Here is a 13,539-nt window from a genome sequence, read left to right as displayed (position 1 = left end):
AAGCATCACCCTTCTCCTTTTGACTTCATTCAATTACTTTACTTGCGACCCATTCGGCAAGCTTCCATCAATCGTAGCTAATTGCAGTTTTTTCCCTTTTGAACCAGCTAAGATCATTCCTTGCGAAAGTTCTCCGCGCAATTTAACAGGCTTTAAGTTCGTCACACAAATTACTTTTTTCCCTACTAATTCTTCTGGAGAATAATATTTTGCTATACCTGATACCACTTGACGCTTTTCATATCCGAGATCAAGCTGAATTTTAAGCAGTCGGTCTGCTCCTTTTACTGGTTCTGCTTCTAAAACTTCTGCCACACGAAGCTCAACCTTTGTAAAGTCGTCGATTGTAATTTCATCGACTTCAGGTACCTCTTCTTTTTTCTCTTGTTTCTTATCTTCTTTTGATTCCTCACTAGCTTTTGCGCCGCCCATTTTTTCTACAATATAGGCTACTTCTTCAGCTACCTCTAAGCGCGGGAAGATAGGCTTTCCTTTTTGAACGGTAACGCCAGCTGGAATTTGTGCAAACTCACTTAGAGATTCCCATGTTGTCACTTCTTCTCCTAAACCAAGCTGCTCCCAAACCTTCTTCGGCGTCTCCGTTAAGAATGGCTGAATGAGGACAGATATATAGCGAAGTGATTCTGCTAAATGATACATGACAGATCCTAATTCCTCTTTTTTAGAATCGTCCTTAGCAAGCATCCAAGGTTGTGTTTCATCAATATATTTATTTGTACGGCTCACTAGCTGCCAAATCGCTGTAAGCGCAACAGAGAATTCCATTTCTTCCATCGCATTTTCTACTTTTGTAACCGTTGCGTTGACTAGATCTAAGAGATCCGCATCAAATGGTGTCGCATCTTTCACATATGTTGGAATCGAACCATCAAAATATTTATTAATCATCGCTACAGTACGATTTAGCAAGTTACCAAGGTCATTCGCTAAGTCGTAATTCACTCGCTCAACAAACCCTTCTGGCGTGAATACTCCATCAGAACCAAAAGGTACTTCACGTAATAAGTAGTAACGCAGAGCATCTAAGCCGTAGCGGTCAATTAATGTTTCTGGATCAACGACATTTCCTTTTGATTTTGACATCTTGCCGTCCTTCATTAGAAGCCAGCCATGAGCAAATACTTTCTTTGGCAGCGGCAGGTCGAGGGCCATTAACATGATCGGCCAATAAATCGTGTGGAAGCGAACAATTTCTTTCCCTACTAAATGAACATTTGCCGGCCAATATTTTTGATAGAACTCATCATTATCTTGTCCATAACCAAGAGCAGTAATGTAGTTAGAAAGAGCGTCAATCCATACGTATACTACATGCTCAGGGTTGCTTGGCACTTGTACGCCCCATTTAAATGATGTACGTGAAACCGCTAAGTCTTCAAGTCCGGGCTTGATAAAGTTATTAATCATTTCATTACGACGTGATTCCGGCTGAATAAACGTCGGGTTTTCCTCGTAAAACTTCAATAGGCGATCAGCATACTTGCTCATTTTGAAGAAATAAGACTGTTCACGGACTTTCTCTACCGGATGTCCGCTGTCAGGGCTTTTTCCGCCAATGATTTTACCATCTTCATCACGAATAGGGTCTACAAGCTGAAGCTCTGTGTAGAACGTTTCATCAGGAATAGAATACCAGCCTTCATATTCATCTAGATATATATCCCCTTGTTCAAGCAAGCGTTCAAAGATCGTTTGAACGACTTTTTTATGACGGTCTTCTGTTGTACGAATAAAATCATCATAGGAAATATCGAGTTTTTTCCATAATGACTGAATATCAGCGACAATCTCATCAACAAACTGCTGCGGTGTCAGACCCTTTTCAGCTGCTTTTTGTTCAATTTTTTGACCATGCTCATCTGTTCCTGTTAAATAACGGACATCATATCCACGTAATCGCTTATAACGAGCCATCGCATCCCCTGCAACGGTCGTATAGGCATGTCCGATATGTAATTTTGCACTTGGGTAGTAAATTGGTGTTGTTAAATAAAATGTTTTGTTCTCGCTCATAAAAAGAATCCTCCCACTTGGTAGTAAACAATAGGCTTTTTAAACAATACAAAAAGCCCTCATCCTAAAATCGGGACGAGAGCATATCTCACGTGGTACCACCCAACATTCCCTTTCGCTTCACAGCAGAAAGGCTCATGAAGTCTATGACTTCCCTGTTAACGCCAGCTACGTCATCCCCTCACATACCTTTGCTCAAGGATGATTCCTCAAGGACCATTTTCGATGCAGCCTACTACCGGTTCTCAGCTCCTCCGGCTCTCTGTCAAATAGGTCATACATGTACTTATCCCGTCATTGGATCACAAATATACATTGTATTTATTTCAATTATCCCAAGAATCTATCCAAAATATACCGAACTAAAGAGACTGCTGTCAAGAGCGATCATAAAGCGTAGCAAAAGGGGTCTTTTGTTTTGTTAATTTTCCTTGCTGACACAGGCGTTCAAGCTCTTGCTTCCACGATTGAACGTCCCAGCTTTTTTGTGCTTCTTTATTTAATGTGTCGAGTTCCTTCATTATACTCATCTCAGCGATCGGAAGATGTGGTTTTAGAGCGGTAAGGACCGCTTCATCTCCAGCTTCGGTCATTTGTCTTAATTCATCAAATGGGTTTAGTGTATGCGGGCTGGCAGAATGAGCTAACCTTATCCGCACAGCCATTGTCCTTCCAATGATGGCGGAGGATACGAATACATCACCACTTCGCAAATACGGCAGGCGTTTTCCTTCATCATGAGTTAAGTCTGTTTCTTCTTTTATTGTCTGTATATCTGTCCCTCTGACCGTTCTGAATACGAATTTCGAGTTCAACTGCGCTGTAATCGTTTCATCAAGCAGCGTTGGTCTTTGAGTAGCAAAAATTAGAAACACCCCATACTTCCTGCCCTCTTGAGCAATTTCTTTTAAGACTGATTTTGCCGGGGCATCGTAGCCTTTTGGAGCGAAGTTATGTGCCTCATCCGTTACAACGACAAATGGGGGGAAAAACTCCCCTTGCTGCTGCTGAAGCTTCGCATCTTTATAAGTGCGCCGCTTTCCGTATAACGAGCCGATCACATAACTTGAGAAAACTTGCAGAAGCCATACAGCACCTTGGACTACAACAAGCTGTCCTGCATGAATGCCTTGTTCAATCGCTCGAATATTTTGCTGGAATAAACCTGCTTGATTTAAGCGATTCACCCGCCACTGAATCCCTTTAACTGATGCTAGCGGCAGACTGCCAAATTGATCTAACAGCTTTTTGAATGTCGTATATTTCGAAATCTCCTCGCGTGACATCCCTCCATCATGAAGGAAGCCCTCTACTTTTTGTTTGCCAAGCTCAAGTGCTTCTGCCAAATTGGCGACACGATCACTGAAAGACTGGTAGCTGTCTTTACGCTTGTGAATCGTTTGAATGACATTAACCATAGATTCACTAAGAGATCCCGCTGCTTGAAGAAGCCTCTCTACATCTCTCGTTGATAAAGCTGAAAAGTCAACCCCGACATCACGGCCAATCTGCACCACCGTATAGCGTTCATGATAAGACGGGGCATCATCTATTCCGCTCGCTGCAGCAGCAAAATTCATTTCGAAATGGGGGTCAAATACGATCGTTGGAATTTGAAGTTTCATCAATTCCTCAAGCATTACACGCAGGCCAAATGACTTACCCGAGCCAGAACCGCCAAATACCCCGATATGAGGGTATTGCTGCATTGCACGAATATCAAAGATAAACGGAACACCGTTTTGAGGACGAAGATTATCTTCTTCTTGAATATGTAACAGCCCGTTTAAGGAATCTGGCAGACTGGGTGCAATAAAATCCGTTGATTTCACTTCCCCAAGCACCATCCCATCTTTCGGATTAGATTGTACAAGCAGCGATTCTATTTCATGAAACTCTGGATGCCTGATTCTGGCCCCAGTCTGAATAGGCTGCGGCGCCTCTTCAAAAAGACGCACCTTTGCTAGATGAATATCATCAGCTCCAATATCATATCCAATATGCTCTAACGTTTTCAGTACTTGATCATCGACAATTCCCTTATCAAATCCCATTGGAATATAACGGTTATAGGAGAAGGTTTCGACTACTTCTCCTTTAGGGTTTTTTAATGACTGATCTTCTATCACAACCATTTCATTCATCCGGAACTTATGCTCTTTCGATGCAACATATACTTCATGCTGAGTCGTAACCCCTACAATTTGCATTTTTCTTCCTCCTTAATAAGGTCTATCTTGACGTTTTTGTATAAACAAACGTTGTTTAATTTCCGGGTCAATGTATTGCTCAACTAACGCTTCTACTAGGCGGTCTGTCACTCTAACATCCCGATCGACATGATCCAGCCAAAAAGGGATGCCTCTCCCATCCTTTGGGGTAAGGGTGTAGAGGAGATCAGAGACAAGATCGCGTTTCTCAGACTGCTCAATTAAGAGGTCAAATCCTGTAATACTAGGTGCTGAGCTAGGGCGCATCCATGATGATGACAAACCTGCCTTTTGTTGAATGTCTTCTAAATGAATCATCTCGCCTCGATTAAGTTTACCAAACAACAAATCACGGTCATACGTATGAGGTTTTCTAGCATGATCTTTGAAAGCTGGCAGCTTAATCAAATTTTCTGTCGTAATTTCCTCTGATACCCCAACAAGGAGCACGTCTTTCTCTAAAGCAAGAAGCCGTAAACTTTCCCATTCTTCCGGAGCATCAATTCTATAATGATATAAAGCCCCGTCCATCATAAGGAATCCTACATCCTTTTCTTCTATTAATCTCTTAGCCACCTCAAGTTCAATTTTAGCTAATAAATGAGACCGCCATTTCATCGGCTGCTTCTCCTGTTCAATCTCTTCTTTTGTATCAAGCAAAGGCGTGTAGACATCTGACTCTCTGCATTCATATCCTGAAATGGTTTTCGCTAATGCTTGGAATAAATAAAGAAGATGCGGCGGTTGTCCTTTTGTTTGATTTACAGACCCATCCACTCCTGCTATCTCACGACCATTTAACCAATTCGACAAAGTTCTTGTCGAAAGCGACTTCATTTGTCGAAAGTAAGTGCCAGAGTCACGCAACTTTTGTCGAATAATCTCTTTTTCATTTGTCGAATCAGCGTAGATTGCTTTCAACTCATTTCCTATACCTTCCAACTTTTTTGCAAGATCTGGGGATAAGTTTAACATACTTTATTTACCTCCTTTTTTAAACAGTTGATATATCAAGGTTTATAGACATGGAATAAATTACATGCGTTTTTATATAAAAATATTTATAAATTAATTGACTTGTTTTGGAAACACTGGTATTCTAAAAACAGAGAGAAAAATGTCGAATAATGACACAAAAACTTATAAATATTTTTAAGTCTGAGAGGAGACGATTCATAATGAAATCTACAGGTATTGTACGTAAAGTTGATGAATTAGGTCGTGTAGTTATTCCAATTGAACTACGCCGCACACTTGATATTGCAGAGAAGGATGCTCTTGAGATCTACGTTGATAACGATCGCATCATTCTAAAGAAATATAAGCCAAACATGACTTGCCAAATCACTGGTGAAGTTTCTGATGATAACCTATCTATCGCTGGTGGTAAAATCATCCTTAGCCCACAAGGTGCTCAAGATATCATCAAAGAATTACAAGATTACGTTTCTCGTTCAACACAATCTTAATAAGCCTTTTATGATAAAAGACTCTGTTATCCAGAGTCTTTTTTTATATTACGTATGATATGCCTGATATACTTCTCGCTTTGGCAGATTTCGATCAACTGCTACTTGTTTTATCGCAGTTTTTGAAGACATCCCTAGAGCGATATAATGTTCCACATGCTGATTTAGATCTAGCTCGTCCCACCACTTGTCCTCTTTAATTTCTTCTGTTAAACCTTCTACAATCAGGCAAAATTCTCCTTTAACCGTACCCGTTTTACACCACTCAACGGCTTCTTCTAACGTGCCGCGCTGATACTCTTCAAACTTCTTTGTTAACTCCCGGCAAATGGTTATTTTTCTGTTTCCCAAGGTTTGATGCATGGCTTCTAAAGTCTCTTTTAAGCGATGAGGAGCCTCATAAAACATAAGTGTTGCTTTGATTGGTTTCAACTCCTCAAGGGTTTCGGTCCTGTTTTTCTTCTGACGAGGCAAAAAACCCGCAAAGAAGAAGGATTCTGTATTAAGGCCTGAGGCGATCAGGCTTGTGAGGGCTGCATTCGGGCCCGGAAGTGATATGACAGAAATGTCTTCTCCAATGGCTAGCTTGACAAGGTCATGTCCTGGATCTGAAATAGCTGGCATACCCGCATCACTTACCAGTGCAATTGTTTTTCCTTCTTTTACTTTTTCAATCAACATATTTCCCGCTTTATCTTTATTATGCTCATCATATCTTACCAAAGGGGTTGTAATCTCAAAATGATTACAAAGCTTCTTAGATTGTCTCGTATCTTCAGCAGCAATATAGTCTGCTTCTTTTAATGTACGGATGGCACGGTAAGTCATATCTTCTAGGTTGCCAATTGGTGTTGGCACTAAATAAATGACACCAACTTGCGTATCACCTCTAAAACTAGCTTGTTGCTTCATTATTTTCACCACTCTCTAAAACATAACGTTCCTTCTGCTTTCTACTCAGTTTCTTAATAGCATACTCTGCTTGAAGTGCTTCTTTTTTCGTTTCGAATTCTTGTACATACTTAAGCGTGAACGGCCCTCGTCCTTTTGTATACTTCGCACCTTTGCCTGAGCTATGCATATCTAGTCTTCTACCTACATCTGTCGTATAACCTGTATACCAGCTGTGGTCGCTGCATTCAAGAATATAGACATAATGGCTCATGATCCGATATACACCTCTTCAAATTCCTTTGTATATTCCCCGTCAAGTCCATAAACGGTTATTGGGGGCAAGCACTTAAGACCGGAGCTTCCATCTTTAATACCCTCTATTAACACAATGTTGGCATCCTTGCCCTTTTTCGGGTGAACGAGCTGCATTCGTTTTGGTTCAATTCTGTAGTTCTTCATTAAGTAAATGATATCACCTAGACGCTCCGGACGATGGACAAGCGTCACTTTCCCCTTTTGTTTAACATATTGGCTGCATACGCGAATCACATCTTCTAATGAGCAGTGAATTTCATGTCTTGCAATGGCTAAATGAAGATTTTTATTCTTCTCTTCTTCAGATACGGTTTCAAAATAAGGCGGATTACATGTCACCACATCAAAGCTGCCTTTTTTTATCGATGGCGGCAGATGATTAAGATCCGCTAACTCAAAATGAAGCTGCTGGTTCAATTTATTTAATTCCTCATTTCGCCGAGCCATGTCCCATAGTCTTTCTTGGATTTCAACACCTGTAATCGTTGCTTTTGTACGGGTGCTTAATACAAGAGGAATGACTCCATTGCCAGAACATAAATCAAGAATGTTTCCTTTTTGTATGGGAAGATAAGTAAAGCGGGCGAGTAAGATGGCATCTATTGAAAATGAGAATACCGATGGACTTTGAATGACTTTTAGATCTGTCCCGGCAATATAATCAATTCGCTCATCCTGGTATAGATTATCCAAACTGTCCAACTACCTTTCTATTGTCTTAAACACTGCTTAAACGTTTTCTATGTAAACAAAAGGCCTTCCTTTTAAAATGGAAGGCCTTTTTAAGAGGCATACATCAACTTTATTTTTGATGCAAGAATGATAAGCAAAAGAGGCAATCATCACCATCAGAACGCAAGCTTCCATAATGAGTATTACACACATGAAACCCTTCTTGATAAAGGCGTGCTAAATTATCATAGCCTTCACCCACCACCGGCTTCTTCTGTGCTTTATCTTCAAGAGGCTTATCATTTGTTCGTTCCTCTTCTGAGTCGAGCCGCTTCCTTAAGTTATCATTTTCTATTTGCATATAATGATTTTCTTCAATTAAGTGGGCGAGCTGCTCTTTTAAGCCACGTAGCTCATGATGAAGCTCTCCGATCCGTTCTTCAATTTGACTCACCTTTTGAAAGATTGCCTTTTTCTCCACGTAGCTCCCACCTCTTTATTCTCTGGCTTCAGCTGCTGCGACTTTGTGTTCTGTCAGCTCATCGAGTGTAAACTCAAGAACTCCTTCGTCACTTTCAAGTATATCTACTTGAACGAGCCGCTCAAGCATATTCAGCCCTACTACTTTACCTTTTCCATGTGGAGTTTTAATATGTTTTCCTACATCAGGCAATTCTTTTTTAGCTGACTCATACATATCATTTTCATACTTTAAGCAACACATTAAACGCCCGCATAAGCCAGATATCTTAGCTGGATTTAATGATAAGTTCTGATCCTTTGCCATCTTTATTGACACCGGTTCAAAATCACCTAAAAATGATGAACAACATAAAACTCTCCCACATGGGCCAATCCCGCCGAGCATTTTCGCTTCATCTCGGACTCCAATTTGACGCAATTCAATACGTGTTCTAAAAACAGCGGCAAGGTCTTTAACTAACTCTCTAAAGTCAATACGACCATCTGCTGTAAAATAAAACAATACTTTATTGCGGTCAAATGTATATTCAACATCAACTAGCTTCATATCAAGCTGATGTTCATTAATTTTATCTGTACAAACATCAAATGCCTTTTGAGCCTGTTCACGGTTTTCTTGAACAGTCAGCCGGTCCTTTTCTGTAGCAATGCGGATCACTTGTTTTAAAGGTAATACGACATCTTGTTCCTCTACAGATTTGACACCAATGACCACACGGCCATACTCGACACCTCTTGATGTTTCGACGATGACAGCTTCTCCTTTTTCAAGTTCTAAATCACCTGGGGAGAAGTAATAGATTTTGCCCGCTTTTTTAAAACGGACGCCTACGACTTGATGCAACCGTCTATCCCTCCTGTATGCTAAAGAACAACTTCTCCATCACCAGCTGCGGATTTACATTGGCGCTTAAATGGCGCTTTGCTTCGAGTACAAAAGACATGCTTTGACTCGTCTTCTCCTGCGAGCTAGAGAGGGCCTGCTGCTCTAGCAACGTCTGCTGGTCAGCAAATACTAATTGGTCCGTTTTGCCGACCTGTGTATATAAAAGGTCTCGCAACCATAAGAGAATCATATCAAGACCGAGTTCAAGTTCACGTCGTTCTTTAAATGTAGGAATCCATTTATCCTGAATTGTTAAGAACACTTGATGCGGTCTTTCATAAAGCTCTTCGTTTAATTGTATCACTACGCTTCGTGCTTGTGCAATCCAATCTGACTCCATTAGCGCAATTGCCTCTTCATAGCTTTGAGTCAGACCTGCTATTAACGTACTTAGCGTGCGTGAGATGCCTTCTTTTTCCAAACGTTCTATAAATTTTTCTCTTGGGAGAGGTGAAAAACTTAATTGCTGACTACGTGATTGAATCGTTGGCAGCACACTGCTCGCACGCTCTGTCATAAGGACAGCTAAAGTAGGGGCCGTTGGTTCTTCTAGAAATTTAAGCAGACTATTTGCAGCACTCGCTGTCATTTTATCTGCTTGGTCAACTATATAAACTTTCTTGCCAGATTCTACCCCGCGGTACGTAAATTCTTTTTGCAAGTGTTCAACCTGCTGCTTTTTAATAGAAAGCCCCTCTGGTTCAATAATATGAACATCAGGGTGATTGCGGTGGTCAATACGTTTACAATCAGCGCAAACTAAGCAGGGTTCTGCGCCTTCATTTTTTTTACATAAAAAGCTTTTTGCCAGCTGAAATGCAATTTGCTTCTTCCCTGTTCCCTTACTCCCTTCAAATAAATAAGCGTGAGCTAGGCGGTCTTTTTCTAAGCTTCTTTGTAATAATTGGACAACTTTCGGCTGACTGTCTTTTAATTCGTTCCATGTTTCCATTTTCATACATCATCCTTAAAACTGTTCAAATTGCTCTACTGGTAAAACAAATACAGTCGCGCCGCCTACTTGTACTTCTACCGGATAAGGAACATAAGAATCTGCATTGCCCCCCATTGGTGAAATTGGTGCAACAAGCTGATCGCGGCTTTGACAGTTTTTCTTGATAATTTCTTTTACCTGCTCAATATGCGCATCTTCTGTTCCAATTAAGAACGTAGTATTCCCAGCCTTCAAAAAGCCTCCTGTACTAGCAAGCTTTGTCGCTCTAAAGTTTGCCTTAACTAACGCCTCTGATAGTCTGTTGCTGTCTTTATCTTGAACTACCGCAATGATCAATTTCATCATAACCACCCCTTCAAAATGAATAATGGTAACACTACTTAGAAGATTTCTTTAGAAAGTCGTTAATAACCGCCATCGCATCGGAAAATACAGCATCTACCTCTTGGTCGGCATTTATTACGGCCATTCGATCAGGATACTGTGCGATCACTTTCTCGTAGCCTTCTTTTACCTTTTCATGAAAATCAAATACTTCTTGATCCAGCCGGTTGACCTCGCGAGTCCCGCTTCTCTTTATTCGCGCGAGTCCCACTTCTGGTTCGATGTTAAAAAACAATGTTAGATCAGGGTAATTGCCCTCAATGGCAAATTCATTAATCGCCAGCACATCGTTAAAACCAATCCCTCGTGCATGACCTTGATAGGCGAGGCTGCTGTCAATAAAGCGGTCACATATAACTACGTTTCCTTCTTCAAGTGCCGGGAGTACTTTTTCTATGAGGTGCTGCCTTCTAGCAGCAGCATATAAAAGAGCCTCCGTCCTAGCATCCATTTCTGTATGGTCAACATCAAGAATGACTTCTCTAATCCGTTCTGCTATTCGTATACCGCCAGGCTCTCGTGTCCTTACTACACTAATATTTCTTGCCCGCAGATCTTGCTCTATTTTATCAACAATTGTTGTCTTACCGGCTCCTTCTCCACCTTCAACAGTGATAAACAAACCTGTCTTCATTTTATTTCCTCCAAATCTACTACCTTCAATCCGTCTATTAAAGGATTATTTCCTTGGAACACAGCTCCACTTTCATGTAATCTCACGATATCTTTCATCACACTGTCCTTGAGCACTTCTCCTTTAAACACTAGAGGGATGCCTGGTGGATATGGAACAATCTCTTCAGCTGCTATATGACCGACAGCCTTATCTATTGAACAAACTTTATAAGAATATTTTTTAACCTGATGGGATGGAATGCTTAATTGAGTGATCTTATCCGTGCTGCTTACTATATTTACCTCTTCATTTATTACGTTATATTCAGAGAGCAGTCCCCTAAGTTTTAAGGCAAGATAAGATGTATCCGTATAATCTCCTAATCCGAAAACAAACAAAACATGTTTATGATCAGCTAACTCAACATCAATTCCTTCTTTAAACAATAAGTCTTGCAGCTCGAATCCAGATAGCTTTGTACATGACTTTATTGTAACCTTTAATGGGTCTTGTGAATAGGAGGAGTGGCTTCTCTTTATGACCTCTAGTTGAGGGATAGTAGCTATTTCGTCTATAAAAGATTGAACTCCTGCTATCATTTCATTTATATTTTCCTCATTTAATTGTTCAATATATGCCCGAGCCCCGTCTAATGCTGCCATAATTAAATAAGACGGACTGCTAGATTGCAGCATCGCGAGTGAGTGCTTTACCAGTTCTACTTTTTCTTTTGCTAAAGAGGGGTGAAAATGTAAATAAGATCCCATCGTCAAAGCAGGCAGCATTTTATGAGCAGACTGCACAACGATATCGGCCCCTAACTGTAAAGCGGAAGGAGGGAATGGATCCCCTAGCGCAAAATGTGCTCCATGCGCTTCATCTACACAAACGATAAGCCCTGCTTCATGAGCTTTATCAATCAATGCTTTTATTTCAAAGGATGCTCCGTAATAGTTAGGGTACGTCAAAAATAACACCTTTGCTTCCGGAAAATGATCAATCGCCTCTTCAATTGTTGTAAGCGAAGGTCCTAGCGGATGTCCTGTCTCCTTTTCTAGTTCAGGTTTTAAGAAAATAGGCTCTACTTGAAATAATTCTATTGCATGAAACAATGATTTGTGACTATTGCGCTGTATTAATATTTGATCGCTTGCTTCTGTTAAACCATGGACCATTGCTAAGTTTCCTGCTGTCGAACCTCCTACGAGAAAGACACTTTCTTTCGCCTGATAAAACGATGCACAAAGCTCCTGTGCCTCTAATATCACTCCAGTTGGGTGGTGAAGATCATCAAGTCCCTCAAGTTCTGTTACATCATACTTATGTATATCTTTAAAATCTTCCATTAAAGATGAATGAAAAAGCTTTCCATTTTTATGTCCAGGCACATGAAAAGAGATCGGCTCCCTTTTAAAATGCTGCTGAATGGCGCTAATTAATGGTATGTTTGAGTCTTCTCTATTCAATGCCCTACACTCCTTTCTCTCTATTATAAATCAAACGAATGGTTCATGCTTTTATCTGTCTCCTAAAAAAAACTGATTCTAACATAGATGCATCTAGGGTTAGATGTGAATGTGTTAGAATCAGTTTAAAACCGCTATTTAATTTTCGTTCACAGAAGGGGTAATGCCTCTTAACGCAGTTATAAAATGTTCATAAGGCTCTTCATTACTTTCCACATCAACAATTCCTTCTTCACATTTTAAGCAAATGAATGAATCAAATATACGTAACCCTTCCGTCCTAACATCCTGACAACAAACACATTTCTCCCCAAGCCGTACATGAATGACTCTGGTTTGTTTCATCCTTATCACCTCTAGTCTCATTGTCGGCACTGTTATCTTTCTTTATACACATGAATGAGCTCACATATCGTCGAAAGACCTTTCCTTTAGTGTATTCATTCGGAAGCAGGTTGGTGCCTATCCATTGAAGAGTATTTTATTGGATAGGCTCTCGTGAAGGTTGGAAGCTTGCGCGGGTTCAGAGGCTCATTGCGTCAAAGATTGTTTATTGCGCCTGATGAGCAGCTATTTGCGTCAGCAGAAAGCGGAATAGTACCTGCTTTGCTGTTTATTGCATTAGTTGACGGGCGAGGAGATCTGCTAGCTTAGCTCATAAGTGGTCCTTCGCTGTTTATGCATACTAAAAAACACAATCCTAATGGATTGTGTTTTATTTGCCTGGCAACGTCCTGGCTCACCCTTTCTCTTCTACGGGGAAGATTATTATTCATGCCGTTTCTCTTCGAAGTTTTTCATGAATCGTTACGAAGAGAAAGGGTTCGTCTCACAGGGGGATCACGAAGATTGTTCAAGATGAATGTCATGAAGGATACAGGAAGATTCGAAGGTGGCGCTGCTCCTTCGGATCAGGTAAGCTCTATTGCGCCCCTTATCCCTTTATGCATACTAAAAACACAATCCTAATGGATTGTGTTTTATCTGCCTGGCAACGTCCTACTCTCACAGGGGGAAGCCCCCAACTACCATCGGCGCAAAAGAGCTTAACGACCGTGTTCGGCATGGGAACGGGTGTGACCTCTTTGCTATCGCCACCAGACTATGATTCACTTTACAGTGAATGTTTGAGATGGTTCTCTCAAAACTAGATAA

The 13,539-nt window shown here is 40.7% G+C and carries 15 protein-coding genes and 1 rRNA gene; 2 read left to right on the top strand and 14 right to left on the bottom strand.

What is annotated here, in order from left to right; genetic code table 11:
• Positions 1 to 33: 33 nt before the first annotated feature.
• From metG to BPOF4_RS00220, 3 genes are all read right to left on the bottom strand, one after another.
• Positions 34 to 2,034 carry a methionine--tRNA ligase gene (metG, locus tag BPOF4_RS00230; protein ID WP_012957058.1) on the bottom strand — a complete coding sequence of 667 codons (2,001 nt, stop codon included), beginning with the start codon at positions 2,032 to 2,034 and terminating at the stop codon, positions 34 to 36.
• A gap of 377 nt (positions 2,035 to 2,411) precedes the next feature.
• Positions 2,412 to 4,244: an ATP-binding protein gene (locus BPOF4_RS00225; RefSeq protein WP_012957057.1), complete on the bottom strand. Its 1,833-nt coding sequence runs from the start codon at positions 4,242 to 4,244 to the stop codon at positions 2,412 to 2,414.
• A 12-nt stretch (positions 4,245 to 4,256) separates the two neighbouring features.
• On the bottom strand, positions 4,257 to 5,219 hold the full coding sequence (locus BPOF4_RS00220) for a DNA double-strand break repair nuclease NurA (RefSeq protein WP_012957056.1): 963 nt from the start codon (positions 5,217 to 5,219) through the stop codon (positions 4,257 to 4,259).
• A 203-nt stretch (positions 5,220 to 5,422) separates the two neighbouring features.
• On the opposite strand from BPOF4_RS00220, the gene BPOF4_RS00215 reads away from it, so the two are divergent.
• Positions 5,423 to 5,713, top strand: coding sequence for an AbrB/MazE/SpoVT family DNA-binding domain-containing protein (locus BPOF4_RS00215; RefSeq protein WP_012957055.1), 291 nt, complete (start codon positions 5,423 to 5,425; stop codon positions 5,711 to 5,713).
• A 48-nt stretch (positions 5,714 to 5,761) separates the two neighbouring features.
• On the opposite strand, the gene rsmI is transcribed toward BPOF4_RS00215, so the two are convergent.
• The 10 genes from rsmI to BPOF4_RS00165 form a co-directional block, all read right to left on the bottom strand.
• Positions 5,762 to 6,625, bottom strand: a complete 864-nt coding sequence (rsmI, locus tag BPOF4_RS00210) for a 16S rRNA (cytidine(1402)-2'-O)-methyltransferase (RefSeq protein ID WP_012957054.1) — start codon at positions 6,623 to 6,625, stop codon at positions 5,762 to 5,764.
• A complete protein-coding gene (locus BPOF4_RS00205; protein ID WP_012957053.1) occupies positions 6,609 to 6,878 on the bottom strand; it encodes a GIY-YIG nuclease family protein in 270 nt (89 codons plus the stop codon). The genes rsmI and BPOF4_RS00205 overlap by 17 nt, the downstream gene beginning before the upstream one ends.
• On the bottom strand, positions 6,875 to 7,615 hold the full coding sequence (locus BPOF4_RS00200; RefSeq protein WP_012957052.1) for a tRNA1(Val) (adenine(37)-N6)-methyltransferase: 741 nt from the start codon (positions 7,613 to 7,615) through the stop codon (positions 6,875 to 6,877). Before BPOF4_RS00200 ends, BPOF4_RS00205 begins: the two co-directional genes overlap by 4 nt.
• A 109-nt stretch (positions 7,616 to 7,724) precedes the next feature.
• Complete coding sequence (gene yabA / locus BPOF4_RS00195; RefSeq protein WP_012957051.1) at positions 7,725 to 8,075, bottom strand: DNA replication initiation control protein YabA; 351 nt, start codon at positions 8,073 to 8,075, stop codon at positions 7,725 to 7,727.
• A 15-nt stretch (positions 8,076 to 8,090) separates the two neighbouring features.
• On the bottom strand, positions 8,091 to 8,921 hold the full coding sequence (locus tag BPOF4_RS00190) for a PSP1 domain-containing protein (RefSeq protein ID WP_012957050.1): 831 nt from the start codon (positions 8,919 to 8,921) through the stop codon (positions 8,091 to 8,093).
• A 4-nt stretch (positions 8,922 to 8,925) separates the two neighbouring features.
• The gene (holB, locus tag BPOF4_RS00185; RefSeq protein ID WP_012957049.1) at positions 8,926 to 9,915 is read right to left on the bottom strand and encodes a DNA polymerase III subunit delta'; all 990 of its coding nucleotides are present in this window, start codon (positions 9,913 to 9,915) and stop codon (positions 8,926 to 8,928) included.
• A 15-nt stretch (positions 9,916 to 9,930) separates the two neighbouring features.
• Entirely contained in the window at positions 9,931 to 10,260 is a 330-nt protein-coding gene (locus tag BPOF4_RS00180) for a cyclic-di-AMP receptor (RefSeq protein WP_012957048.1), read from the bottom strand.
• 34 nt (positions 10,261 to 10,294) lie between these two features.
• Positions 10,295 to 10,936, bottom strand: a complete 642-nt coding sequence (gene tmk / locus BPOF4_RS00175) for a dTMP kinase (protein ID WP_012957047.1) — start codon at positions 10,934 to 10,936, stop codon at positions 10,295 to 10,297.
• A complete protein-coding gene (locus BPOF4_RS00170; protein ID WP_012957046.1) occupies positions 10,933 to 12,384 on the bottom strand; it encodes an aminotransferase class I/II-fold pyridoxal phosphate-dependent enzyme in 1,452 nt (483 codons plus the stop codon). The genes tmk and BPOF4_RS00170 overlap by 4 nt, the downstream gene beginning before the upstream one ends.
• Before the next feature lie 138 nt (positions 12,385 to 12,522).
• Positions 12,523 to 12,729 (bottom strand): sigma factor G inhibitor Gin, encoded by a 207-nt coding sequence (locus BPOF4_RS00165; protein WP_012957045.1) that lies wholly within the window; start codon positions 12,727 to 12,729, stop codon positions 12,523 to 12,525.
• A 153-nt stretch (positions 12,730 to 12,882) separates the two neighbouring features.
• On the opposite strand from BPOF4_RS00165, the gene BPOF4_RS22100 reads away from it, so the two are divergent.
• Complete coding sequence (locus BPOF4_RS22100; protein WP_158305540.1) at positions 12,883 to 13,038, top strand: hypothetical protein; 156 nt, start codon at positions 12,883 to 12,885, stop codon at positions 13,036 to 13,038.
• Positions 13,039 to 13,370: 332 nt separating this feature from the next.
• Here the strand turns inward: BPOF4_RS22100 and rrf are convergent.
• Positions 13,371 to 13,486, bottom strand: a 5S ribosomal RNA gene (rrf, locus tag BPOF4_RS00160).
• Between the last annotated feature and the right edge of the window lie 53 nt (positions 13,487 to 13,539).

It is taken from the genome of Alkalihalophilus pseudofirmus OF4 (assembly GCF_000005825.2).
GTDB classification, from domain to species: domain Bacteria; phylum Bacillota; class Bacilli; order Bacillales; family Bacillaceae_D; genus Alkalihalophilus; species Alkalihalophilus pseudofirmus.
This window is presented reverse-complemented; position numbering and strand designations above follow the sequence as displayed.

Bases quoted from the DNA above. Each gene is read 5' to 3' on its own strand.
- BPOF4_RS00180 (WP_012957048.1), bottom strand. From the start codon at position 10,260: ATGAAATTGATCATTGCGGTAGTTCAAGATAAAGACAGCAACAGACTA.
- BPOF4_RS00215 (WP_012957055.1), top strand. From the start codon at position 5,423: ATGAAATCTACAGGTATTGTACGTAAAGTTGATGAATTAGGTCGTGTA.
- rsmI (WP_012957054.1), bottom strand. From the start codon at position 6,625: ATGAAGCAACAAGCTAGTTTTAGAGGTGATACGCAAGTTGGTGTCATT.
- BPOF4_RS00225 (WP_012957057.1), bottom strand. From the start codon at position 4,244: ATGCAAATTGTAGGGGTTACGACTCAGCATGAAGTATATGTTGCATCG.
- holB (WP_012957049.1), bottom strand. From the start codon at position 9,915: ATGGAAACATGGAACGAATTAAAAGACAGTCAGCCGAAAGTTGTCCAA.
- BPOF4_RS00220 (WP_012957056.1), bottom strand. From the start codon at position 5,219: ATGTTAAACTTATCCCCAGATCTTGCAAAAAAGTTGGAAGGTATAGGA.
- metG (WP_012957058.1), bottom strand. From the start codon at position 2,034: ATGAGCGAGAACAAAACATTTTATTTAACAACACCAATTTACTACCCA.
- BPOF4_RS00205 (WP_012957053.1), bottom strand. From the start codon at position 6,878: ATGAGCCATTATGTCTATATTCTTGAATGCAGCGACCACAGCTGGTAT.
- BPOF4_RS00165 (WP_012957045.1), bottom strand. From the start codon at position 12,729: ATGAAACAAACCAGAGTCATTCATGTACGGCTTGGGGAGAAATGTGTT.
- tmk (WP_012957047.1), bottom strand. From the start codon at position 10,936: ATGAAGACAGGTTTGTTTATCACTGTTGAAGGTGGAGAAGGAGCCGGT.